The following is a 23,523-nucleotide window of genomic DNA, read 5'->3' on the forward strand; positions in this document are numbered from 1 at the left end:
GTTTCACTTTATCCGTTTTTCTTCGCCATGAAGAAAATACGCTCTGTTTGTTCTGTAACTTCAAGTCGCTCAAAATCACCTGTTACACGAAGCACTGTAAAACCTGCTTCTTCAAGCCATTTCGTTAACTCTTCCACTTGATATGCACGTTGCACGTGACATTCGTCAAACCGATGGTACACATCTTCTTCTGGATCTTGAACAAAGAATGTTAAATCATGCTCTACACTATTTGATTCTTCACCAGGGAAGCAATTCCAAATAAGAGATATTTCTTCTCCATTCACTGTATACGTTTCATTTTGAAATACATGATGTATTTTATATAAAGAATGTACATCAAATAAAAACAAGCCATCTTGGCGTAAATGGTGAAATACTCTTCTAAATGTTTCTTGCACTCCATCTTCTTGCAATACATAATTTAATGAATCACAAAAGATGGTTACACAATCAAACTCACCTGGAACATCAAGCTCTCGCATGTCTTGTTGATAAAAAGGAATAAAGTATCCCTCTGCTCCCAGTTTTTGCTGAGCGACTGTTAACATTTCTTCTGAAAGATCGACACCTATTAAATCGTAACCCTTTTGCACAAGCGGAAGGGTTACATTACCCGTACCGCATGCTACATCAAGAATTTTTGCCTCTTTCATATCTGCTTGCTGCAGGCTTTCCTCTGTGAATTCCACCCATTTATCATAAGGGACATCATTCATTAGTTCGTCGTACAACAATGCAAATTGTTCGTATTTCATTGGCCTAGCTCTTCTGTAATATCTTCACGTGGCACATCGCCCCATAAACGCTCTAAATTATAGTGATTACGCTCATCTTTATGGAATACATGAGCAACTACATCTCCAAGATCAACTAATACCCAACGTGCTTCGTCAAAACCTTCCATACGTTGTACGTCGATTTGGAACTCATGTGCTTTTGATTTAATTTCACGTGCAATTGCTTGCACTTGTTTATCTGAATTACCGTGACAAATAATGAAATAATCTGCAATTGGTGAAATACCTTGCATATTTAGGACAACCATATCTTCTGCTCTTTTATCATCAGCTGCTTTTGCCGCTAATACTAATAAATCTTTATCGTTCATTTACTCATTTCCTCCTTGATAACTGCATTGTATGTTTGGAATGTTAATGGATAAATCGTCTGATTTTTTTCCATTAAAAATTGAATTGTTTTCTTTAACGCAAATAATAAAGCTTGATTTATATCCGTATATGCGAGTTTACGAGCCTCTTCCACACCTGGAAACTTTCGCCCTGGCTCAATGTAATCAGCTACATAAATCACTTTATCTAACATTGTCATGTTCTCATGACCACTTGTATGATATGTAATAGCTTGCAAAATTTCAGAATCCGTAATGCCTACCTCTTTTTCTACTAAGTATGCCCCAACAGGCGCATGCCACAACTCTTTATTATAGCAAAGTAAATCTTTCGGCAATTCTTCACGTTTAATAATCTCTTCCATCTCTGAAATCGCTCTACATTTCGCATAATCATGGAATATAGCTGCCATCTCTGCTTTTTTCTCGTCCACACCGTATAACTTAGCCAGCTCAATCGCTGTCTCCATTACACCAATTGTGTGTGTATAACGTTTTTCATGCATTTGTTGTTTAACAATATGAAGTGCATTCTCACGATTCATACAACCCATTCCTCTCGATATATACCTGTACTTTTTCAGGAAGTAAGTATTTACACGTTTTCTTCTCCTTATATCTCTCACGTAATAAGGATGAAGAAACTGCAAATTCCGGAATTTCCACTGTAGTAATCTGATACGGCGTATGCAATGTGTACCCAGGTCTCGCAACTCCAACAAACGTTACAAGATTAAGTAAAGCTTCAATGTTATACCACTTCGGTAAATACTCAACCATATCCCCACCAATAATAAAGTGAAACTGCACATCCGGATACTTCTTCGTCAATTGCAACATAGTGTCATACGTATAAGATGGGCCCTTCCTGCTTAACTCTTCTAAACAAATAGAAAAGTGTTCTTCTGCCTCAGTCGCGAGCTCTAACATATGTAAACGTCTTTCTATACTTGTAATATTACGTCCTTGTTTATGTGGCGGAATCTGGTTTGGCAAGAACCATACTTCTTCCAAATCCAAAGCGTGATATACTTCATTTGCAATTAGCAAATGTCCATAGTGAGGCGGATCAAATGTACCGCCAATGATGCCAATTTTCCTCAAAAGAAACGCCCCTTCCTTTTACATACAGCAACTCTCCTTGGTTAGGAATGAAGAGAGTTGCTATTAATAAAAGTTCAATTGGTTTCGCTCTCTACATCATTACGCATCAGCGATAAAAATAGCGCATGCTAATCTTTTTATCGAGGAAGCTTAATTTGTTTATTTTCTCTTGATTCTTTGTATAAAACGATTGTGCTTCCAATTACTTGAACGATTTCAGCACGTGCACCTTTTGCAAGTTCTTCCGCAACCTCACGGCGATCAAATTCACAGTTTTGTAATACACTTACTTTAAATAACTCACGAGCTTCTAAAGTATCTGCGATTTGTTTAATCATATTTTCATTTACTCCGCCTTTTCCTACTTGAAAAATTGGTGTTAAATGATGTGCTTGTGCACGTAAAAATCTTTTTTGTTTTCCTGTTAACATATATGTTAGCCTCCAAGCTTTTCTATAACTAATTGTTTCATTCTCCCGATATTCGGTACACTTCCTGTCCACATTTCAAATGCAAGTGCTCCTTGATACACAAACATATCAATACCATTTTGAATGATTGCACCTTGCTCTTTTGCCTCACATAAAATTTTCGTTTCAAATGGATTATAAATTATATCTGATACAATCGTTCCTTTTTTTAACGAACAAATTTGTAATGGCGTATGTTCGACGTGTGGATGCATACCTATTGTTGTCGTCTGAATGATAATATCATAATTCCCTTGTTCTTCTGTCGCTTTTTCTAACGACAAAGCAACAGAATTAACATCGGCCGTACGTGCAGCAATAAGTTCTTTCGCCTTATCTACTGTACGATTGGCTACATCAACCTCTTTTACACCTACATCAGCAAGAGAAAAATAAATAGCTCGGCTAGCACCACCTGCACCAAGTAACAAAATACGTTTCCCTTGAAGTGGTTCATGACTAATTGACTGCAACGCTCGAACAAAACCAATCCCATCTGTGTTGTAGCCAATTAACCTTCCATTCTTATGAACCACTGTATTTACTGCACCGATTTTCCTTGCCAATGGGTCAATCTCATCCAAATACTCCATAATAGCAACCTTGTGCGGAGTTGTTACATTAAATCCTGAAATACCTAATGCTTTTAAACCTCTTACTGCTTCCCCTAGCACTTCCTCTTCAACAAGAAACGCATGATAATGGGCATCCATATTCAAGTGTTCAAATGCATTGTTATGCATAACGGGTGATAATGAATGTCCAATTGGATTTCCGATTACACCATATAATTGTTTCATAAATCCCTCTCCATATTAAATTAAAGATTTACGTAGTGAAACACTTACTCCTTTTGGTACGTGTGCAACAATTTTTGCTCCTGGTTCGTTCACAGTAACCCATCCTAATCCAGAGAATACAACATCCGTTTTAGGTTCACGAATATTAAATTCGTATTTCACTAGCTCAGGCATATTTGCTAATTCTTCTGGCGTTGGTGGGCTTAGTAAATCCCCAGCATGATTTTTATATAATTCATCTGCTTTCTCAAGCTTTGTACGATGAATTGTTAAGCGATTCGAGAAGTGACAAGTAAACGCACGACGACCACCACTTACATAATCAAAACGTGCCAATCCACTAAAGAATAACGTTTGTTCTTCGTTTAATTGGAATACCATCGGCTTAATTTCTTTTGTTGGTGTAATAAGCTTTAAGCTTTGCTTTCCAACATAATGAGCCATTTGGTGGTGGTTAATAATACCTGGCGTATCATATAAAGAAGATTCTTCGTCTAATGGAATATCAATTAAATCAAGTGTTGTTCCTGGGAAATGAGATGTTGTAATTACATTTTCAGTCTCATCACTAAATTCTTTAATCATACGATTAATAAATGTCGATTTCCCTACATTCGTACATCCAACAACGTAAACATCTTTGCCGCCGCGATAATACTCAATAGCATCTGCTAGTTCAGCAATTCCTTGTCCCTTCGCTGCACTAATTAAAAAGACATCTTCTGGTTTTAATCCTAGTTGCTTTGCACTATAGCGCATCCAATGCTTTACTTTATCATGTTTTACTGACTTTGGAATTAAATCAGCTTTATTTCCAACAAGTAATACTTTATTATTTCCTACGAAACGATGTAAACCAGGTAACCAGCTACCATTAAAATCAAAAATATCTACAATTTTGACTACTAATGCATCTGATTTTCCAATTCCATTTAAAATGCGTAGGAAATCATCATCTGTTAACGATACATCTTGAATTTCATTGTAATGCTTCAAGCGAAAACAACGTTGACAAATAACTTGTTCTTTCTCTAAAGATGAGGTAGGAGCATACCCCACTTCGTTTTTATTTTCTGTTTGAATTTCTACACCGCAACCAATACATTTAATTGTTTCAGTCAAACTTTATTCCTCCCAGTTAATTAAACCTTTTTTCTTCATATTTTTCATAATTCTGCGTTCAATTTTTCGATTAAAGCGCGTCACTAATCCGTCCGTTTGTGCTACCGGTACAACTAAAATTGTATGAAGCCCTACTCGGTTTCCACCAAGCACGTCAGTCAGTAACTGATCTCCAATTACCACAACTTCCTCTGCCTGTAAATGCATCTCTTGTATCGCACGCTTAAACGCTCGAACAAATGGTTTACGTGCACTATGAATAAATGGAATGCCTAATGGGTCAGCAAAATCTTTTACACGTTGCTCATTATTATTTGAAACAACCGTTACTTGGATGCCGTGCTCTTTCATTTTCAAGAACCATTTTTCAAGTTGCGGGGTTGCATTTGGACGATCCCATTCAATTAAAGTGTTATCTAAATCAGTAATAACACCTTTAATCCCACGTTTTTTTAAATCTTCTGGTTGAACATGATATACATTTTTCACATATTCATTTGGTAAAAATAGTTTCAATTTCTTTCACCTCTTTGAGGATTTTTCATAAAATTTTTCGACAACATTTTTCGATATATAACCTGTGGATAAAATTGTACACATTTTCCACATTAATTTTTCAGTTAATTTGGAATTTACTAACAAACTATACACACTTTATCCACCTAGGTATGTGGATAACCACCCGTTTGTGACTGTCATATTTTTTTGGTACATTAAATGCATCAACGAATCAATCCTTATATTATTAGGAGGTGACTCACCTTGAAAACAAAACATATGGAACAGTTATCCACTGAGTTACTCACTGAGTCTTATTATAAAGCAAAAGAACTAAAATTAAATCCCGACTTCATTTTACTTATAAAACAAGAAATCATTAGACGCTCATTAGAGGACAAGCTTGTCAAATCTTCTTGATTACATATAAAGTGAAAGGTTTAATTAGCCCGTACCAATCAAACAGTTACAGGATAAATTATTGGATGCCCTGTAAAAAGAGCCATCCTACGATGGCTCTCGAATAAACAAGTACTCCCATCTAGGGGATTTCATCATTAAGTATCTTTGCCCATAACTCTTACTTACGGTTATAAAAGCTTTTCTTTATTTATGAGCTAATCGAGTAGCTATTTTTTCACCAAGACGAAGCTCTTGTCCACTCTTTAATTCCTGCACTACTTCTATCATATCTTTTTCAAACAATAACACAACTGTTGAACCAAATGTAAAGTATGCCATTTCTTCACCTTTTTGAACAGTATCTCTCTCATGCAAAAGCTCGATACTATTAACAAACATGGCACCTACTTTTACAAGAGCCATATGCTCACCATCACTGCTTATTTCTGTAACAGAACGATAATTTTTTGACAGCGGTTCTTTCCCGTATTCCATACCAGCTGCATTTACCGGATATGATTTTCTACCGAGTACAAACCTTTCAGTCACAGAACCAGAAAGCGGACTATGAATGCGATGATAGTGACTTGGACTCAAATAAATTACCATATATGTACCGCCTGCATATCGCGTTGCACGTTCTTCATTACCTAGCATATCCACAATTGAATAGCGCTTTCCTTTAATATCAAATGTTTTTGTATCCTCAATAGGACCATGATCTGCAAAAACACCATCAACAGGACTAACGATACTCGATGCATCTGTATCAATACTACGCTTTCCTTCTTTTAGCTTACGCGTAAATAATTCATGCAATGTTCTATATTCCTTCAAGCCCTTTTCCATCTCATCTTGATTAATTTGAAAAACTTTCGCATACGATGGAATAATGATAGAGCTCAAACGAGATTGTGCAAATTTACGTAATATATAAGAAGTAAAGCGACCATTTGTAAGTTCTATCATAAGTCGATATAATGTACGTCGCAAATTGCGAAACCCCCTAATCAGTCTATAACTTTAGTTTTCCCTTCTTTTCTTTCTATATCATATGTAAAATTGGTTCTTATTCCCACATATCATATAAAGCAGCCTTATTATACATACAGAAAACTAAGTATGGTATTATTCTTAAATTATTTAGCACCTTCTAATATTACAGATAGAATCCGTCATTTTCAACAGTGAACATGTATTTCTTCTTAGCATAACGCGTTTTCTTTTCTTATTTACAATAAGAAAAGCAGCCCCTTTTAAAATATGGCTGCTTCTAATACACTTTACTCTTTCGCTTTTTTCTCTTTCTCTGCCCTTACAAACTCGTGGAACATCTTCATTAAAGCACGCTTTTCAATCCTTGATACGTAGCTTCTAGAAATACCAAGCGCCTTAGCGATTTCCCGCTGTGTTTTCTCCTTATCTAGCCCAAGTCCAAAACGTTTCACAATCACTTCTTTTTCTCTTTCGTCTAAAATATCGATATACTCTTTAATTTTTTCTAACTCCATACTAAGCTGAATCATATCAATTACATCTTCAGACTCTGATTTTAATATATCAATAAGCGATATTTCATTGCCCTCTTTATCTTGCCCAATCGGATCATGAAGTGAAACATCTTTTTTCGTTTTCTTTAGTACACGTAAATGCATCAAAATTTCATTTTCAATACAGCGTGCTGCATACGTCGCAAGCTTTGTTCCCTTTCCTGCAGAATAGCTCTCGATCGCTTTAATGAGCCCGATCGTACCAATTGAAATTAAATCTTCTGCATCTTCTCCTGTGTTCTCAAATTTTTTAACGATATGAGCTACAAGCCGTAAATTATGTTCAATCAAAAGATTTCTCGCTTGAGCATCACCTTGCTCCATTAACTCTAAGTACTTTCTCTCATCATCTGATGATAACGGCTGCGGGAACGCATTATTCTTTACATAAGAAACAAAGACAAACACTTCTCGAACCATATATCCAATTGCGGCGAATAGACTCAAACCTTTCACCTCCGCCAAAATAGTGGTCTTTATTATGTGTATGTAGGCGTGAGGTTGTTTGTGTCTGTACAGTTTATTTATAAAACTCAACACTTCTAACATTTAAAATATTTTATTGTTATATTATAATTAAAAGAAATTGTTATTTATATATGAATATGCTATTAAAGGGGACACTATTCATGATTACATTAGATCGATTATTAAATGTAACAATTTATTTAGGGGGATTTTTACTTTTCATTTCGTTCATTACTTTTGTTATTAAAAGAGGGCCTGATTTATTATTTTTTCAATTTGGAATTTCTTTATTTTTTGGAGCTCAAATTATAACTGGAATGAAATTTTTTCATAACTATGGTTTTTCCTTTCACTCAAAACTAGAACTACTTATCTTTATTCTCTATGTAATTGGAATTATTACATGTATACTATTTTTCTTTCACTTTCAAAATCCGTATCGAATTTTTTTATTAATTTGTAGTTGTTTATTTTTGACTGGATCCAATTATTACTTTAAAGAAACATTAAAGTTTAATAAAAAATTTCCAAAGCAACATAAAACCTTTTTAAATACACAAGAAGAAGACTCTTTTCCAAAAGAAGTTCGTAAATTTTCAGAAGACTACAATACTATAATAAAAAATGAGTTTTATGAAATACCCATGATTCCTACTGAATTACACATTACAAGCAAAACAGATTCTTCCCGTAGTACATCTTTCTTAGTTGAACTTTATAATAGCGAGAATGAAATTACCGATGACTCTGTACAATTAACTCAATCAGACCGTTTTTATGTAGTGTTAAATACACCAAAAACAAAAATAGCAAGGATAGTATATGAAGGGCAGAATTTTTTCACATTTACAGTCACACTAAAGGCTCTTAATTTACAGCAAGAACCGGAAATTCATAATATGTTTTTAGAAATAGATAAACGTAGAGCAATGAATCTTCTTAATTTTGAAATTAAAGCCCATACTAAAGAATGGAAAGTAACATTTAAAAATGATAGTTCTCATTCCGATCTTCCTATCACATTTACTTTTGAAAAACGAACAGGCAAATTATAAAAATAAAAAGAGTTATTTTTATATTCTTTGAAAAATAACTCTTTTTATTTTACTTACTCCAAATCTTTCTCCCAGTTTGAGCATCAATATAACGAATTTCCCGACTACAATAAAAAGGTTCTTTATGTTTTTCATCTGTCGTTTGTTTGTACAGTAGTTTGTATTTCGTTTCCTCTGCATCATGATCTACAAACCATTCTAATTTAACTCGGATAGCCTCTCTGTATATTTCTAACGCTTTTTCTTTTGTTACTTTTGGTGTTGTTTCATATGTAAGTAATTCTTTTATAAAGTTGCCACACTCTCCAGAGTAGTGCATCACAGCACCATTTTCTGCATTGATGTTGATCATAATATATTTCCGCTCTACATGAATGTCATTTACATAGATTGAAAAGGAAAACCTCTCTATCCCCTCTTCCTCCTCATAATTATCCCAAAGTTGAACATACTTTGTCGCATCTCGGATAATATGCTCTAAAAATTGAAGTGCCTTGCTTAAACATTGCTCTCTTGATAAGATTGTTTTCCTTTTTTTCTCATCCTTCCACATAAAAAAAGAAAGCAATTGATTTGTTTCTTTATCTAGAGTAATTACTACGAATTCATCATGTTTCAACATTGGAAAATGTTTTTTATAAAACTCATCCATTGAATATGAATCCTTCTCTTCTATTTCTTTTTGTAATTCTTCTTTTAATACAAATTTTATCCGGACTTCATCCTCATCTACTTTTTCATCTATTTTGACAAACTTCCCCTTGTCCCAATCAAATAAATCAAACACATCTTTTTTTTGATTACTCTTTAGCGGTTTATCAACAAGTACTGTAGAAGGTAATTTATAGTGTTCTGGCCCATATAAATCTTTACCTGTACTTGCATCAATAAACGCATGACTAGGCTCTGGTTCATATACAAGATGGTACCCTTTTACTTCTTCCCCGTTTTCATACTCACATGAAGAGTATGTTAAATCTACAAATACAAGTCTCATATCTTGTCTAGCTTTCAAATTTTCTAAAACGATATTCTCCCCAACAATTTCACTTGGCCATAACGGCTTTTTCTCTATGGCTTTTTGTCCATTGTAATGAAAATGCACAACATTACCTGAAGGGTGCACTTGCACAACACACCCAGTATTCGGCAATGGATAGCTATTCACTTCTTGCATATAATTTACTTCTTTCCAACCGCGCCTGTCGTCCTTAACCGTTACATATGTATAGAATTCATATCCTTCTTTTGTATATTTTTTTAAGAATGTATTTGCAACCTCTCTTGCTTTATTCTCCTCTATCGCTCCCTTATCACTCGAAAAAGAATTTCCATCATCTATCCTAAATTCAATTAAATTACCAGTATGTCTATTTAATGTAATTTGTATCTGTTTCTCCTCATCATCTTTATGTCCCCACCATAATAGATGATACGGGTCATCAACCCCTTCTTGATCATCTACAACAAGCCTATATTCATCTGGAATTTCAATAATATGAGCTACGTGCTCTTTTCTTTCTTTATCTTTTTGATTCACCATACCCTCTCCTTCGTTACAATTTAAGGTAATTATAACAAAGAAAACCAAAACTTATTAACAAAAAAAGACTAGAGATATCTCTAGTCTTCTACTTCGTCTCACGATGTAACGTTACTCGCTTTAATCGTGGACAATATTTTTTTAATTCGATACGTTCTGGATTGTTTCGTTTATTTTTTTTAGAAATATAATTACGATCACCGCACTCCGTACAAGCTAATGTAATATTTACACGCATAGGTAATTCTCCTTTCTTTCAAAGATTGCAAACTAAAACGTAATGATTACGATTTATATATTATAAAACTTCATTCTATTTGTCAATTGCAAAAACAAGAAGATTCTATTTAGAATCCCCTTGTTTTTATAGTTAAATAAATTTTATTAAAACGATTCGTATGTAACAAACTCACTAATTGGCTTTCGATATCCTCTTGGACGAACTTTAGTCGTATCACTTTTCCCTATCGTAATCATTAAAACAGGTATTACATGCTCTGGCATATTTAATTCACTTTGTACTGCTTTTTCATCGAAACCAATCATTGGACATGTATCATAGCCATAATATTTAGCTGCGTACATAAAAGTCATCGCACTTAACGAAGCATTTCTAATCGCTTCATCCTCCATGAAACGCTCTCCTTTTCCTTCATATAAACCTTTCGTTTGCCTAATGGTATCTTCATATTCGCATTCATCAATCATTTTTAAAACTTTCATACCGAAGTAAATATTTTCAACATTTTGGTATGCTCTTTTATCACCACAAACGAGCACTACCGCTGATGCACTCGATACTTTATATTGACCGAACGCTAATTCTTTTAATCTTTCTTTTCGCTCTTGATCACGAATTACAACATAATGTGTGTGCTGCAAATTATAGCAAGATGGAGAAAGCTTAGTTAACTCAAATATTTTTTTAAAATCCTCATCAGGGATTTCTATACCTTGTATAAATTTCATTGCAGAACGTCTAGCAATTGCTAATTCTTCAAAGTTCACCATATATCCTCCTTAATAACTATAAATTTAAATATACATTAATTTATACAAATGGATAAATCAAATGAAAACACTTTAAATCCGAATAATAATTATGATTAACAGCAAAAAAGACAAAAAGCTGAAACAATTAGTTCATACGAAATTCACACGAATCTATTACTATAGAAATTGTACATAGTGAACTTATTAACAATCACGTTTATTTATATAGAATCTTACTCGAAAGGAGTTGAAAGTATGAAAACTAAATATCGCTTTATGATCTCATCATTTGCTGCTTGTGCTTATATGATTTGGTATTTAGTATAATAACAACCTCACTTGTAAATAGGAAAAGGTGTGTATATAAATGGAATATAATCAATCAACAGTTAACTACTGGAAAGCTTTTGTATTACCATATACATTTGCTTTAGAAGAGTTAAAAACTAAATTTGAAATTATGAACCGGGAAGCTCAATTCCTAGAGGATTACAACCCGTTTGAACATATAAAAACAAGACTAAAACAACCTGAAAGTATTATTAAAAAGCTAGAACGCAAAAGCTTATTACCAACAGTTGAAAACGCTCAAACACATTTACAAGATATTATTGGTATTCGTATTACATGTTGCTTCGTAGAAGATATTTATCATTTGAAAGAAGTCATTCAAAAACGCGAAGATATGGAAGTCATTGAAGTAAAAGATTATATCGCTAACCCAAAACGAAACGGATATAAAAGTTTACACATGATTATTAAATATCCTTTATCACTAAATTCTGGTACAAAAGATGTATTTGCAGAAATTCAGTTACGTACACTGGCAATGGACTTTTGGGCAAGTTTAGAACACAAACTTTATTATAAATATGAAGGGAAAATACCGGAGTATTTAAAAGATGAACTACATGATGCAGCAATGAAAGCTGAAGATCTTGATAATAAAATGGCCACAATTCGTCAAGATATTGATGATATTGAGGCATGCTCAAATCAAATTATGCTACCACTATAAAAAAAGGTTCTCGCCAATGAGAACCTTTTTTCTACCAGTTTGGGAAGTACGACCCCCACACTTATGAAAGTTTCACGTTATTTTTTCTCTATTGTTCGAACCTCTTCAATCTTCCATTTATCATCTTCTTTTCCAAGAGCATACTGTACTTTCTTTTGAAGAGTGATACTGTCATCTACTTCCTTTTCTTTCGTTTCAACAATAACATACCCTACTTTACTAGCTTTCATATCTATATGTTCCAATTCAATTTTCTTATTTCCCTTTTGAAATGCGGCTTCTTTTTGTGTTTTTAAGTCTTCAGCACTAGGCATCTTCTTTGAAAATAACTCCATATGTTCTGCAAGATTTTTTTCATTCGTCGTTCGCACAAATGTATTCATAACATCTTGAATAGATCTCTCTTCTTCTTTTGTTATTTGTACCTTTTCCTCAGTTTTTTTAATAATAGATTTTTGTTCTACGTTATTCTCTTCTTGTTGACATCCAACTAGTAATACTACAAATACTAGAAGGAATCTTAATTCCCTAAATAATTTTTTCATATTCCCAACTCCTAAAAAGAAAAGTGAGGCAGTTCGCCTCACTTTCGCTCTTAATTATCGTCTTCCTTTATTCGGATCGCCGCCGCCAACAATATCAAAGACACGTTTCGCTATATTTGTATTCTCTTGAACGCCAGAGAATAAGTATTTACCTGGACCAAATGCATACACGTTTACATCTTCCCCTGTATGCCCGCCTGTTGTCCAGCCTGTAACCGAGCGTTTATTGAAAATATCTTCAATTGCATTATCAATCTTTGTTACATCTTTTGACGGAGCTATATCATTTACAGCTTGAATTTCTTCTGGAGTTAATTGTAAATCAATATATTTTTTTAATGTTTCTTCTACATTTGCACCTTTTGCAATCTCATTTGCCATAAAGTCTGGTGTGCGTTTTGCAGCTTTAATTGGATCTACTTTAAAGTTATACTCGCCATTGGCACCTAAAGATAATCCACCTGTAGCGTGGTCTGCCGTTGCAACAACTAACGTATTTTTATCTTTTTTCGCAAACTCAATCGCTGCTTTGAAAGCTTTTTCGAAGTCTTCCATTTCACTCATTGCACCAACGATATCATTATCATGTCCAGCCCAGTCGATTTGACTTCCTTCCACCATTAAGAAGAAACCATTTTTATTTTTGTTCAAACGCTCAATTGCTGCATTAGTCATTTCTTCTAATGAAGGTGTTTTATCATTACGGTCAATCATTTTATCTAATCCACCTGGTGCAAATAAACCAAGAATTTGATCATTTTTATCATTTAACAATTGATCTCGATCCGTTACATAGCTATAACCAGATTTCTTAAACTCTTCTGTAAGATTACGATCTTTTCTAACAAAGTTCTTTACGCCGCCGCCAAGCATAACATCTACTTTATGCTTCCCTTTAATTTTCTCATCAAAATAATCATTTGCAATTGCGTCCATATTTTTACGGCTAATGTCATGCGCACCGAAAGCAGCTGGTGTTGCATGTGTAATTTCAGAAGTTGCAACAAGTCCCGTTGATTTCCCTTTTTCTTTCGCTTGCTCAAGAACCGTTTTCACTTCCGCTTTATCATTATCAACTGCAATTGCAGCATTATATGTTTTAATCCCTGCTGACATAGCTGTTGCTGCTGATGCAGAGTCTGTAATATTTTCATGTTCATCTTCTGGGTATGTTTTTTGTGTTCCTACAAGATGCTTATCAAATTCTGTAGATTCCATTTCAAAAGTTTTTGGATTATCTTTCATATACCGGTGAGCCGTCATATATGAAGGGCCCATACCATCCCCAATTAATACGATAACATTTTTAATCTTTGCATTGCTTCCGTTCTCATCTGCATTAACCTCACTAGAACGAGTAAAATTCCATGTTGCTACCGAAGTAACTGCTAATGATGCCACAACTGCAAATGGCCATGCTTTTTTCACAAACTTTTTCACTGTCTTGTCCCCCTAATTAGGTTATTCATTTCCCACTATCAAATTTAATGGAAGACTATTAAGAGAAAATTAGCTGTATGTAAATTTTTTGTTAACTTATGTAAATATCAGTTATAATTTGTATAACTTTGTCTTTTCGTATCAACTATCCTGCCCTTTACAATTTAAATATAAACAAGTTGGATTTCATTTAACGTAAATCTCTTTTTTTACATTTTGACTCTATGTTTATGAAAATAAATAGAAATGCGGTGAGCCTTTATGAAAATAGTAAAGCTAAATGAATCTTTTATTTTTGAATTACTTAATCTTTGCAAATCTGTTGGATGGTTACACGATGAAATTTTTATGAAAAAACAATTCGAAATGTATCTTTCTATCGGCACACTTGTAGGTTACATTCATGAAAACAAACTCATTGCGACTGGAGGAGTATTTCCCTTTACAAGTAACTTCACTTCCATTGGTATGTTAATCGTTCACCCTAATTTTCAAGGACGCGGAATCGGGCGCATGTTGCTAAATCATTGCTTGGAACAAATTCATCCAAAACAACCCATTGCACTTATTGCGACAAAAGCTGGCGAACCTCTATACACATCATGCGGATTTCAAACAGCAACAACGATTCATCGTTTTGAAAAGCAAACTATTAAGACGTACCCTTCTCACTTACAACAAGTACAAGAAGAAGACCTTATATCTCTTACTTCTCTCGATCAAATTGCAACTGGTATGAATCGTTCTCTACTTTACTCTTTGCTATTACCAAGGGCCGTACACTCTTTTAAAATTGAAAGAAATAACTGTATAGAAGCTTTTTCATTATGCATACGAAAGGGCAATATATTATGTATCAATCCACTTATCGCCAAGCAAGAAGAAGATTCTATTCAATTATTAAAAAAGATATGTGAATGTTGGAATGGTATAGTACGAATTGATGTCCCACACTCACAATTTACATTTCGTCAATTTCTTCAAACAGAAAATTTCCAAGAAACGCTCCTTTCACCTCTTATGATAAAAAATGGTAGCCAACTTCCTGGAAATCGTAATATGCTATTTGCTATGATAGATACAGCGTTATGTTAGAAAGGAGACACCTAATTGAAGCGATTTAGCTATTTTATGGTAGGTTGTCTTACTCTTACACTATTAGTAGGATGTAGTGCAGCAGAAAAGCCAGTAGAACAAGTAAAGCAAGTTAAAAATACAATTACAGCGAAACTAGCTACCGAGGAAAAAATGGTAGAAATAGATGGTCAAACCATTTACTTTAAAAAGATTGGTAATGAAAAACCACCTTTACTTATGATTCATGGCTTTGGAGGGTCATCAGATGGTTTTCAAAAGATCTACTCCGATTTAGCAAAAGATCATACAATTATTTCTGTAGATGCTTTGGGATTCGGGCGCTCATCTAAGCCAATGGATTTTTATTATTCTTTTCCAACTCATGCAAATTTGTATTATAAATTAATGAAAAAACTAGGATATGATTCATTCGCAATACTGGGGCATTCCATGGGGGGAGAAATTTCTCTAAATTTAACATATTTATATCCTGAAGCAGTTACTCACCTTATTTTAACTGATGCTACAGGTGGCCCTCATACATTCGTTAATAAACAAGGCTCACCAAAACCACAATTGTCGACTGATTTAAATGCCGTTTCTTCTATTACAGATTATGATGAGAGCAAAGTGAAATTCAAACGTAATGATGAAGAACATTATAACAAAATGAAACTATGGCCTAGACGTCTTAAAATTAATGCGAATGAAATGAAACAGCCAACTTTAATTATATGGGGCAGAAATGATAGTAGCGTTTCTTGGAAAGAAGGAGAAACGTATCATCAATTCTTAAAAAATAGCACTTTACATATTATTGAAAAAGGTTATCATGCACCATTTCGCCAAGAACCACAAGAATTTGTCGGGTATGTACAAGACTTCTTTAAGAACAATCCGATCAAAATTGAAAAATAACATAAACGGGTATCTCATTGTGAGATACCCATTTTCATATATTAAGCAGCTTGCTTTTGGCGTTTTTGAGTTTTTGATCCTAATACTTTCGGGATAACGAAGCCATCCATTCCAAATTTCCCAGCGTTCATACCGGCAACAAGAACAAACATAGATAAGATAACCATCTCAGGATTCACACCAATTGACCCACTAAACATATAGGAAAAGTTCATTACAAGACCAAAAAAGACCGCTGTTTTTGTTAAACAGCCTACAATTAAACCAATTCCGACTAAAATTTCTCCCCATGTTACAAGCGTATTAAACAAATCTACATTTGGAATTGCAAACTCTTGTAAGAATGATGCCCACCAAGATTGAACAGCCGGTTGTGCGCCTTTAGATTTTTCAATTGCGCCTTGCAAATAACCTGTTGCATCGAATCCTTTTCCTTGTAGTTTACCGATTCCAGCCATTAACCATGTGTAACCAAGATATACTCGAATTACTGCTAATGCAAAAGAAACTGCTTTGTTTTCTCTTAAAAATTGAATAACCATATCTTCCTCCTAAAGTTGTAATTAAGTTAGTTACAGATAATATAATAACATTAGTTACTTATTTTTCAAACGTTAATTATGAATAATTCATGACATGTGTATGAAACATTAAAAACTAACGTTTATATAGTAACTTTTATTACCTGTAAAAACTTGAACATATCATACCACAGGTGATAATCATTTTCATTGAAAAAAATGTAAAAAAATTGTGAGTTAAATGTGAAACACGTTTATTCGAATATAGAATAAACGTGTTTCACACTAATTATAGAATCGAAATGTATGTGTCTCCTCATCAATTAAACTCGCTTCTTCTAACGTTTTCCCATGGTTAATAACCCCATAAAATAAGCGTATAGTAAACATAAGTGCTGCATTTCCATCTACATAATTAATCGATCCAATATATGATTTCGCACCACTATGTAAAAAAGATTTTGCTCCCCTAACGTGCACCCGCTATTTACAATATGTGTATTATGCAATTTTGCATATTTATAAATTTCTGCTGCACCAAAATACCCTCTCGGTTCATCTTGTTCATATACTTCTTCGCCTAACTCTTCCATGACAAACTTCCCTTCTTCACCATGAAAGCAAAAAATAATATAATTAATATTGTTAAATAAGTTCTTTACAGAAAGAACTTCCACAAAATCTTTCGGTCTACCAATCCAATATGTCACAACCCTTGCACCAAAATATTCAAGAGATGCTCGGATTAATTGCGCCTCTAAATCCGAATTAAAACCAATTACTAATGCAATATTCAACATACAACCCCATCCTATAATCAGCCCTTATCAATCAGACTTTTATGGGATAAATCCATTTCATATATACCTGTTTCTTTCAAAAAATCTGATCTAGTTAAAACGACTTTCTGTAAATATTGTCTATATGCTGTAATTGTTCCATCGTGAGATACAATGCAAATTCTTTCAGCACCCAGTCCATAACACCAAAGAAGAAATTCATCTACTATTTGCTGAAAACTATTCTCTGAAATAGTGTTTATACCTTCCTTCCATAACTGATTATTTGAGCTTTTCTCTATCGAAAAATGCGGAAATAACTTTGTTATCATTCCCTGATCTACTATATAATCGCACGGTAATGTTTTCGCTCCTTCTCGATAAGGAAAAATACGTGGAGATACATATGGATGGACTATTTTTTGACAAGCTACTTTCGCACTCCATATTGTCGCCGTTTGTAAAGTTCTAAGTGTAGGACTAACAATTAATATATCCGCTTCTTGTAATGATACATCACGTTGAAGTAATTTAGCTTGAGCCCTTCCTACTCTCGTCAATGGTGGATCCAACACTTGCAAACTTTCCGGTAAATCCGTTGTATGTTCACCTTCACCATGCCGAACAAAAACAAGTTTCATATTCAGCCTCCTCTTACTATAAAATCCTCACACATATTTCTTCCCTATTGCATTCTTTATTCCTGCTGTATGAAAACCAATATGTAAAACACTTTTTACACTGAAAGGAGAATTACATATATGAAATGGATAATTGTCTTTATTGGAATGATTGTATGGGGATATATAAACGGCTTCTTTAGTAGTGATAAAACTGCTAATCCTTGGATTGCAGATGATGAACGTGAAACAAAAATTAAACAAAAAGCAATTACGGCAAGCTGGTCCGGTGTTTTTATGTTTTGTACCATTAGCCTCTTAAATAAATGGTTAGGTTTAAGCACAAACGATAAATCACCGTACTTACCAGACCCTATCGCAGCTTTTTTAAAAGAAAATGTAGAGATACAAGTTTTACTCATGCTATTTGTTATGTATGGAATATTTTACTTACATTATCGAAGAAAATTAAGTGCCTAATTTCTAACTCATGATTATCCTCCTAAATGGTTATAGTAATCATGACAAAATGAAAGGAGAGATATAAACATGAGTAACTCGAATGAATTTTTAGATACACTACATGAAAAACAAGCAAAAGATGAACAAAATAGAAAGCGACAAGGGAACGGAAACCCAGCGAAAAAAAAGCCAAATAAAACACATAAATAACAATAAAAAACTGCCTAAAATGATTTTTTAGGCAGTTTTTTTATTGTTATTTCACCGAGATAACATTTCCCCAATTCCATTTCTCATAATACCACGCTGGTACATCTATATTTTCAATCCACTTCTTTTCCTGTTTCCCATCTTTATGAGCAAGCCATACATCCGCTTTCTTACGGTCTGAACGTATCCAAATTAATTGATTACTCTTCTTCATGAAGATCGGGTGGTAATCCCCTTGCTTGTTCGTTTTCTTTGTGATTTGATGCTGTGCATTACTTGTACTATCGACCTCATATAAAGATGGTAGTGGCCTTTTTTCTGGTGGAGTTTCTATTCCTGCCTCTTTTGCTCGTGAAACGATAATTACTCTATCGTTCTTCCATACAAAATCCCAATCAACATATCCTTTCGGCGTAAATATGTTCTGCTGAAGTGCTGGCAATTCCTTTACTTTTAAATGTTTATTTTCTAATGTAACTCTTCCGCTCCCTTCAATATAAGCTAATATATTTTTTGATGGTGCCCATTGAAACCATTGTTCGTTTAATAACATTTGATCTACTTTTTCAAACCGACTTCCATCTGCACGAACTAAGCAAAGCGTATTACTATCAGCTGACCATGAAGCTGTCGGTACCGCTAAAAATGAAATCCACTTTTGATCTGGTGACCACTTAAAGCCACTTGCTACTAGCGCTAGAAAATCATCATGTTCATTTGGCAATGCATACAAATGCTTCATTTTGTGAGGATTCATATGTGCATCTTTTTGCACTTCATATAGCTGAGCCCCTGTCCATCCTGTTGGAAGTAAGTTCGCTTCAGAGGATACAAGAAAGTTCTTTCCATCGGGGTACCATGCATAATCCCCTACACCAGCCGATACATTTTCAAAATCTGCATTCTTTTTTTCTACATCAAATGTATTTAATGTACCTGTAAATATAAATGCAATTATATTTTCTGTTGGTGACCATTGATAATTCGATGCTTCTGAGTGAAACGGCGTAACTTTTTTTCCATCTTTCAGCCGATATAACTCAAGAATACTTTGTTTCTTCCCTTTTACATATGCTAGCCACTCCCCGTCATATGACCACTTCGGCCCTGTTATGTACTCTCCTTTTGTAATCTGTATTTCTTTCCCATCAACTTTAATCCAAAGGTTATGATGACGAATAAAAGCAACTTTCACACTATTATTTTCTGCACTAGTAATAGTGATAGAACATAAAAACATAAACAACACTACACTACCACTTACCATTAGCCTTTTCATACCATCACTCCATTTCCCTCATAGCATTCCTCACTTTCTTCCTACAATATGTGAAAAATATCGATTCGACATAATCAGAAAAAATTCCCCAAGAAATTTTCAATTCATAGAGGATTGGTATGAATTATGTCGAAAGTATAGTTTAGCCAACATTTATATTTATAAGTTCTAACTAAAATGTAAGATTACATTTCTGAATATTGGCACTTTTTTATTAGGGGGAGTATCAATGAAAAAAACTACATCTACACTATTAAGCATGGCGCTTGTCTTTTCTAGTTTTGGAGCTTTAAGCGCTCATGCTGAATCACTACAAAAGGAGAAGCAATTTAGTCCACAATTAAAAACAACGATTGAACAGTGGGGAGAACATAAAATTGCTCAAAATGTTGAAACGAAAACAACAAAAGAAATATCAGTAATTGTAGAATTGCAACATGCACCTCTCGCTGCTCAAAGTAATATTCAGCATGCTCCAGATTTACAAAATAGTAATGCGCAGTCTTATCATGCTGAGCTAAAAAAAGCACAAGAAGATACGACTAAGAAAATAAAAGAAAAAGCACCTGGTGCAAAAATTAAAGAAGTGTATAATACGTTATTTTCCGGATTCTCTATTTCAGTTCCTGGAGATCAAATTACCTCTCTTGCCTCTTTACCTGAAGTAAAAGCAGTCTATCCGAACTTAACATATAAATTGCATGAAACATCAAAAAGTACTACTAACGAAGAAGCACCAAATATCGGTGGACCGACAATTGGTGCACCTGACGCGTGGAATTTAAAAGATCCATCTGGCAAACCGCTTGATGGAAAAGGCATGAAAGTAGCCATTATCGACTCTGGCGTAGACTATACACACCCTGACTTAAAGGCAAATTATATCGGTGGATATGACACGGTTGATGAAGATAGCGATCCAATGGATGGTAACGTACATGGTACTCATGTAGCTGGAATTATTGCGGGTAATGGAAAAATTAAAGGCGTTGCTCCAAACGCTTCTATTCTAGCCTATCGTGTAATGAATGACGGTGGAACTGGTACAACAGATGATATTATCCAAGGAATTGAGCGAGCGATTCAAGATGGTGCGGATGTGTTAAACCTCTCCCTTGGGCAGGATTTAAATGTACCTGATCAGCCTGTAACATTAACGTTAGAACGAGCAGCGAAACTTGGTGTTACTACTGTCGTTTCAAATGGAAATGACGGACCAAAACCTTGGTCTGTTGATGCTCCCGGTAACGCAAGTAGTGTCATTTCTGTTGGAGCATCTACGGTTTCTATCCCGTTTCCAACATTCCAAGTAGCTGGTTCCAGCAAAACATATCAAGGGTTACCGTTATCAAAATCCGATTTTCCAATAGGAAATGATTCCCCTCTTGTATACGTTGGTTATGGCAATCCAAGTGATTATGCAAAACAAGATGTGAAAGGGAAATTCGCACTTATTTTACAAGGTACTTCTAGTACATTAGTAAAGGCAGAACAAGCGAAACAAGCTGGTGCACTTGGTGTGTTATTAATCTCTAGCGAAAAAGAAATTAATATGATGCCGGAATATTTTTCACGTGAACATCTAGCTGTCCCAGTAATGCAATTATCAAATACAAATGGGGAAGAATTAAAAACTTTAATTACAAAACGAAAGAAAAATATAAAAATTGGACAACCAAAGCAAACAGAACTTATCGGTAACTTTAGTTCAAGAGGACCATCACAAGGAAGTTGGCTAATAAAGCCTGATGTTGTTGCACCTGGAGTACAAATTACTAGTACAGTACCGCGAGGCGGCTATGAATCGCATAACGGAACAAGTATGGCTGCTCCGCAAGTAGCTGGAGCGGTTGCCCTCTTGCGTCAAATGCATCCTGATTGGACGACAGAACAATTGAAAGCGGCTCTTGCTAACAATGCAAAAACATTACATGATGTCAATGAAAATACATACCCTGTTATGGCACAAGGATCAGGTTTAATTAACATTCCGAAAGCAGCTCAAACAAATGTATTAGTAAAACCTAACAATGTCAGCTTTGGTCTTATTAAGCCAAATAGCGGAAAAGTAAAACTGACGCAAAATGTTACATTACAAAACCTTTCTAGTAAAAAGAAAAGTTTTTCAACTCGTGTGGAGTTACTAGATGCAAACACAAACACAAAAGTAAAAGCTTCTGTCCCTTCATCGATTAGCATTCAACCGAATAGTAGTACCGAAAAACCATTTACTATCACTGTAGATAGCTCACTACCACAAGGTGTGTATACTGGAAATGTATATGTAAAAGAACAAGGGGCAAAAGAAGAAATTCGAATTCCATTCACATTTAGTATCGAGCCTAAAGATTATAAACGTATCGATGGACTTGAAATTATTAATTCTACTTTTAGCCCAAATGGCGACCACGTACTAGATGATAATCTCATCAACTACTATTTAGTTGCGCCTGTGGATGATGTAACATTGCATGCAAATTTAGTTACGAAAGAACGTGTAACGTATCAAGGGATTATCCATCAAGCTAAAAATGCAACTCCTGGATACAAACCTTTCAAATGGAATGGTACAAAAGCAGATGGCACTCCTTTAGCTGACGGGCTATATCAAATCGAAGCAGTTGCTTCTAATTCTGGCGGAGAAACAAAACAAACAGCTGCTGTATTTCTTGATCGAACTGCACCTAAGTTAACATACGAAGTTGACCAAGAAAATCTCGTAATTAGAGGAAAAGTTGATGATATTCTACTAGATTGGATGTCAGAATCTGGTTGGATAGCACCTGGTATTCCAGTGAGAATGCAATATGAAATTAACGGAAATGGTGTATGGGACCAGGCATTCCTGAACCCTTGGGAGAAAAGCTATGACATTTATTTCGACCGTACTCAATTACAAGAAGGAAAAAATACTATTCACATTGTAGCAACTGATGCAGCTGGCAATACCTCTAATTTAACTGTTAATTTAGAAGTGAAATAAAGTGAAACTTTAATCAGTAGAGATTTCGTTCATCCCCACTGATTATTACCCTTCACCAATCGGGAGTTACGGGCAGTTAATCTCCCATCTCACTTCTTTGCTCCAACCGAATTTTGAGGTAGGAATTTTACTGCTCATTAACACGGGATAAAAAATTTTTGTTGACAATTTTTTTAATATAGTTTTATAATACAAAACATAGTTTAGTTAAACGAATTATATATCGGCTTTGAAGGAATACTAGTAGCGACTTATATCACTGTCTCAGAGAACTGATGGTTGGTGCGAATCAGTACATATACAAGCGTGAATTACAATTCTGGAGCTTCTTTCCCGTAATGCTTTTTATGCATGAAGAGAAAGACGGATCTTTCCGTTATCGTAAAGTGAGTGGTAAACAATTAGTTGTTTACAAATAGGGTGGTACCGCGATTTTTATCGTCCCTATCGGATTTTCCGATAGGGACTTTTTTGCGTCCATCCTCTTACACAATTTCATATATACGCGTTGAAAGAATCGCAGTAGTATCTTAT

26 protein-coding genes, 1 pseudogene and 2 other annotated features (1 of these 29 running past the window's edge) are annotated in these 23,523 nt (G+C 34.6%); of the genes and pseudogenes, 8 read left to right on the forward strand and 19 right to left on the reverse strand.

Annotated elements, in window-relative coordinates:
- Nucleotides 1-8: 8 nt before the first annotated feature.
- From DOS87_RS23890 to DOS87_RS23925, 8 genes are all read right to left on the reverse strand, one after another.
- Complete coding sequence (locus DOS87_RS23890) at nucleotides 9-758, reverse strand: class I SAM-dependent methyltransferase (RefSeq protein ID WP_000873064.1); 750 nt, start codon at nucleotides 756-758, stop codon at nucleotides 9-11.
- A complete protein-coding gene (rsfS, locus tag DOS87_RS23895; protein WP_000998173.1) occupies nucleotides 755-1,111 on the reverse strand; it encodes a ribosome silencing factor in 357 nt (118 codons plus the stop codon). The genes DOS87_RS23890 and rsfS overlap by 4 nt, the downstream gene beginning before the upstream one ends.
- A complete protein-coding gene (gene yqeK / locus DOS87_RS23900) occupies nucleotides 1,108-1,677 on the reverse strand; it encodes a bis(5'-nucleosyl)-tetraphosphatase (symmetrical) YqeK (RefSeq protein ID WP_001078484.1) in 570 nt (189 codons plus the stop codon). Before yqeK ends, rsfS begins: the two co-directional genes overlap by 4 nt.
- Nucleotides 1,667-2,236 (reverse strand): nicotinate-nucleotide adenylyltransferase, encoded by a 570-nt coding sequence (gene nadD, locus DOS87_RS23905; RefSeq protein ID WP_001226031.1) that lies wholly within the window; start codon nucleotides 2,234-2,236, stop codon nucleotides 1,667-1,669. The genes yqeK and nadD overlap by 11 nt, the downstream gene beginning before the upstream one ends.
- 137 nt (nucleotides 2,237-2,373) lie before the next feature.
- Entirely contained in the window at nucleotides 2,374-2,667 is a 294-nt protein-coding gene (yhbY, locus tag DOS87_RS23910) for a ribosome assembly RNA-binding protein YhbY (protein ID WP_000955224.1), read from the reverse strand.
- A gap of 5 nt (nucleotides 2,668-2,672) precedes the next feature.
- Nucleotides 2,673-3,506, reverse strand: a complete 834-nt coding sequence (aroE, locus tag DOS87_RS23915; protein WP_000812106.1) for a shikimate dehydrogenase — start codon at nucleotides 3,504-3,506, stop codon at nucleotides 2,673-2,675.
- 15 nt (nucleotides 3,507-3,521) lie between these two features.
- A complete protein-coding gene (yqeH, locus tag DOS87_RS23920) occupies nucleotides 3,522-4,628 on the reverse strand; it encodes a ribosome biogenesis GTPase YqeH (protein WP_000140807.1) in 1,107 nt (368 codons plus the stop codon).
- Between the two features lie 3 nt (nucleotides 4,629-4,631).
- Complete coding sequence (locus DOS87_RS23925; RefSeq protein WP_000765315.1) at nucleotides 4,632-5,144, reverse strand: YqeG family HAD IIIA-type phosphatase; 513 nt, start codon at nucleotides 5,142-5,144, stop codon at nucleotides 4,632-4,634.
- A 246-nt stretch (nucleotides 5,145-5,390) separates the two neighbouring features.
- On the opposite strand from DOS87_RS23925, the gene DOS87_RS23930 reads away from it, so the two are divergent.
- Nucleotides 5,391-5,546: a sporulation histidine kinase inhibitor Sda gene (locus tag DOS87_RS23930; protein ID WP_000850094.1), complete on the forward strand. Its 156-nt coding sequence runs from the start codon at nucleotides 5,391-5,393 to the stop codon at nucleotides 5,544-5,546.
- 186 nt (nucleotides 5,547-5,732) lie between these two features.
- Here DOS87_RS23930 and DOS87_RS23935 read toward each other — a convergent pair whose 3' ends face one another.
- Entirely contained in the window at nucleotides 5,733-6,521 is a 789-nt protein-coding gene (locus DOS87_RS23935; protein WP_001254999.1) for a phosphatidylserine decarboxylase, read from the reverse strand.
- A 290-nt stretch (nucleotides 6,522-6,811) separates the two neighbouring features.
- Complete coding sequence (gene sigK, locus DOS87_RS23940) at nucleotides 6,812-7,525, reverse strand: RNA polymerase sporulation sigma factor SigK (RefSeq protein WP_000051382.1); 714 nt, start codon at nucleotides 7,523-7,525, stop codon at nucleotides 6,812-6,814.
- A 182-nt stretch (nucleotides 7,526-7,707) separates the two neighbouring features.
- Between sigK and DOS87_RS23945 the strand changes: the two genes are divergently transcribed.
- Complete coding sequence (locus DOS87_RS23945) at nucleotides 7,708-8,601, forward strand: hypothetical protein (RefSeq protein ID WP_000631115.1); 894 nt, start codon at nucleotides 7,708-7,710, stop codon at nucleotides 8,599-8,601.
- A gap of 49 nt (nucleotides 8,602-8,650) precedes the next feature.
- Here the strand turns inward: DOS87_RS23945 and DOS87_RS23950 are convergent, their stop codons facing one another.
- The 3 genes from DOS87_RS23950 to DOS87_RS23960 form a co-directional block, all read right to left on the reverse strand.
- Nucleotides 8,651-10,144 (reverse strand): YcdB/YcdC domain-containing protein, encoded by a 1,494-nt coding sequence (locus DOS87_RS23950; protein ID WP_002162495.1) that lies wholly within the window; start codon nucleotides 10,142-10,144, stop codon nucleotides 8,651-8,653.
- Between the two features lie 88 nt (nucleotides 10,145-10,232).
- Complete coding sequence (rpmG, locus tag DOS87_RS23955) at nucleotides 10,233-10,382, reverse strand: 50S ribosomal protein L33 (protein ID WP_001265617.1); 150 nt, start codon at nucleotides 10,380-10,382, stop codon at nucleotides 10,233-10,235.
- Between the two features lie 146 nt (nucleotides 10,383-10,528).
- Complete coding sequence (locus DOS87_RS23960) at nucleotides 10,529-11,155, reverse strand: nitroreductase family protein (RefSeq protein ID WP_000245980.1); 627 nt, start codon at nucleotides 11,153-11,155, stop codon at nucleotides 10,529-10,531.
- A 349-nt stretch (nucleotides 11,156-11,504) separates the two neighbouring features.
- Here DOS87_RS23960 and DOS87_RS23965 point away from each other — a divergent pair, with 349 nt between their 5' ends.
- Nucleotides 11,505-12,155: a GTP pyrophosphokinase gene (locus tag DOS87_RS23965; protein WP_000456230.1), complete on the forward strand. Its 651-nt coding sequence runs from the start codon at nucleotides 11,505-11,507 to the stop codon at nucleotides 12,153-12,155.
- Nucleotides 12,156-12,232: 77 nt separating this feature from the next.
- Here the strand turns inward: DOS87_RS23965 and DOS87_RS23970 are convergent, their stop codons facing one another.
- Together DOS87_RS23970 and DOS87_RS23975 are read right to left on the reverse strand one after the other, a co-directional pair.
- Entirely contained in the window at nucleotides 12,233-12,700 is a 468-nt protein-coding gene (locus DOS87_RS23970; protein ID WP_000732777.1) for a hypothetical protein, read from the reverse strand.
- Between the two features lie 54 nt (nucleotides 12,701-12,754).
- Complete coding sequence (locus DOS87_RS23975) at nucleotides 12,755-14,140, reverse strand: alkaline phosphatase (protein WP_000714908.1); 1,386 nt, start codon at nucleotides 14,138-14,140, stop codon at nucleotides 12,755-12,757.
- 261 nt (nucleotides 14,141-14,401) lie between these two features.
- Here DOS87_RS23975 and DOS87_RS23980 point away from each other — a divergent pair, with 261 nt between their 5' ends.
- Both DOS87_RS23980 and DOS87_RS23985 read left to right on the forward strand, forming a co-directional pair.
- Nucleotides 14,402-15,235, forward strand: coding sequence for a GNAT family N-acetyltransferase (locus DOS87_RS23980; protein ID WP_000706701.1), 834 nt, complete (start codon nucleotides 14,402-14,404; stop codon nucleotides 15,233-15,235).
- A 15-nt stretch (nucleotides 15,236-15,250) separates the two neighbouring features.
- Nucleotides 15,251-16,135: an alpha/beta fold hydrolase gene (locus DOS87_RS23985; protein ID WP_000819811.1), complete on the forward strand. Its 885-nt coding sequence runs from the start codon at nucleotides 15,251-15,253 to the stop codon at nucleotides 16,133-16,135.
- A gap of 41 nt (nucleotides 16,136-16,176) precedes the next feature.
- Here DOS87_RS23985 and DOS87_RS23990 read toward each other — a convergent pair whose 3' ends face one another.
- From DOS87_RS23990 to DOS87_RS24000, 3 genes and pseudogenes are all read right to left on the reverse strand, one after another.
- Nucleotides 16,177-16,677 carry a DoxX family protein gene (locus DOS87_RS23990; RefSeq protein ID WP_000236591.1) on the reverse strand — a complete coding sequence of 167 codons (501 nt, stop codon included), beginning with the start codon at nucleotides 16,675-16,677 and terminating at the stop codon, nucleotides 16,177-16,179.
- A gap of 264 nt (nucleotides 16,678-16,941) precedes the next feature.
- Nucleotides 16,942-17,456, reverse strand: a pseudogene (locus DOS87_RS23995) (delta-aminolevulinic acid dehydratase).
- Nucleotides 17,457-17,473: 17 nt separating this feature from the next.
- Nucleotides 17,474-18,076 carry a histidine phosphatase family protein gene (locus DOS87_RS24000; RefSeq protein ID WP_208730128.1) on the reverse strand — a complete coding sequence of 201 codons (603 nt, stop codon included), beginning with the start codon at nucleotides 18,074-18,076 and terminating at the stop codon, nucleotides 17,474-17,476.
- Nucleotides 18,077-18,196: 120 nt separating this feature from the next.
- Here DOS87_RS24000 and DOS87_RS24005 point away from each other — a divergent pair, with 120 nt between their 5' ends.
- Nucleotides 18,197-18,535 carry a hypothetical protein gene (locus tag DOS87_RS24005; protein ID WP_000871144.1) on the forward strand — a complete coding sequence of 113 codons (339 nt, stop codon included), beginning with the start codon at nucleotides 18,197-18,199 and terminating at the stop codon, nucleotides 18,533-18,535.
- Nucleotides 18,536-18,604: 69 nt separating this feature from the next.
- Nucleotides 18,605-18,727, forward strand: coding sequence for a DUF4023 domain-containing protein (locus DOS87_RS24010; protein ID WP_000071866.1), 123 nt, complete (start codon nucleotides 18,605-18,607; stop codon nucleotides 18,725-18,727).
- Nucleotides 18,728-18,773: 46 nt separating this feature from the next.
- Here DOS87_RS24010 and DOS87_RS24015 read toward each other — a convergent pair whose 3' ends face one another.
- A complete protein-coding gene (locus DOS87_RS24015) occupies nucleotides 18,774-20,006 on the reverse strand; it encodes a TolB family protein (RefSeq protein ID WP_000826290.1) in 1,233 nt (410 codons plus the stop codon).
- A 229-nt stretch (nucleotides 20,007-20,235) separates the two neighbouring features.
- On the opposite strand from DOS87_RS24015, the gene DOS87_RS24020 reads away from it, so the two are divergent.
- Nucleotides 20,236-22,989 (forward strand): S8 family peptidase, encoded by a 2,754-nt coding sequence (locus tag DOS87_RS24020; RefSeq protein WP_000754159.1) that lies wholly within the window; start codon nucleotides 20,236-20,238, stop codon nucleotides 22,987-22,989.
- A 220-nt stretch (nucleotides 22,990-23,209) separates the two neighbouring features.
- Nucleotides 23,210-23,438: a binding site (T-box leader), on the forward strand.
- A gap of 50 nt (nucleotides 23,439-23,488) precedes the next feature.
- Nucleotides 23,489-23,523 (forward strand) — a binding site (T-box leader) (it continues 193 nt past the right edge of the window).

The organism is Bacillus sp. CR71 (assembly GCF_003429245.1).
In the GTDB taxonomy this organism is placed as follows: domain Bacteria; phylum Bacillota; class Bacilli; order Bacillales; family Bacillaceae_G; genus Bacillus_A; species Bacillus_A thuringiensis_S.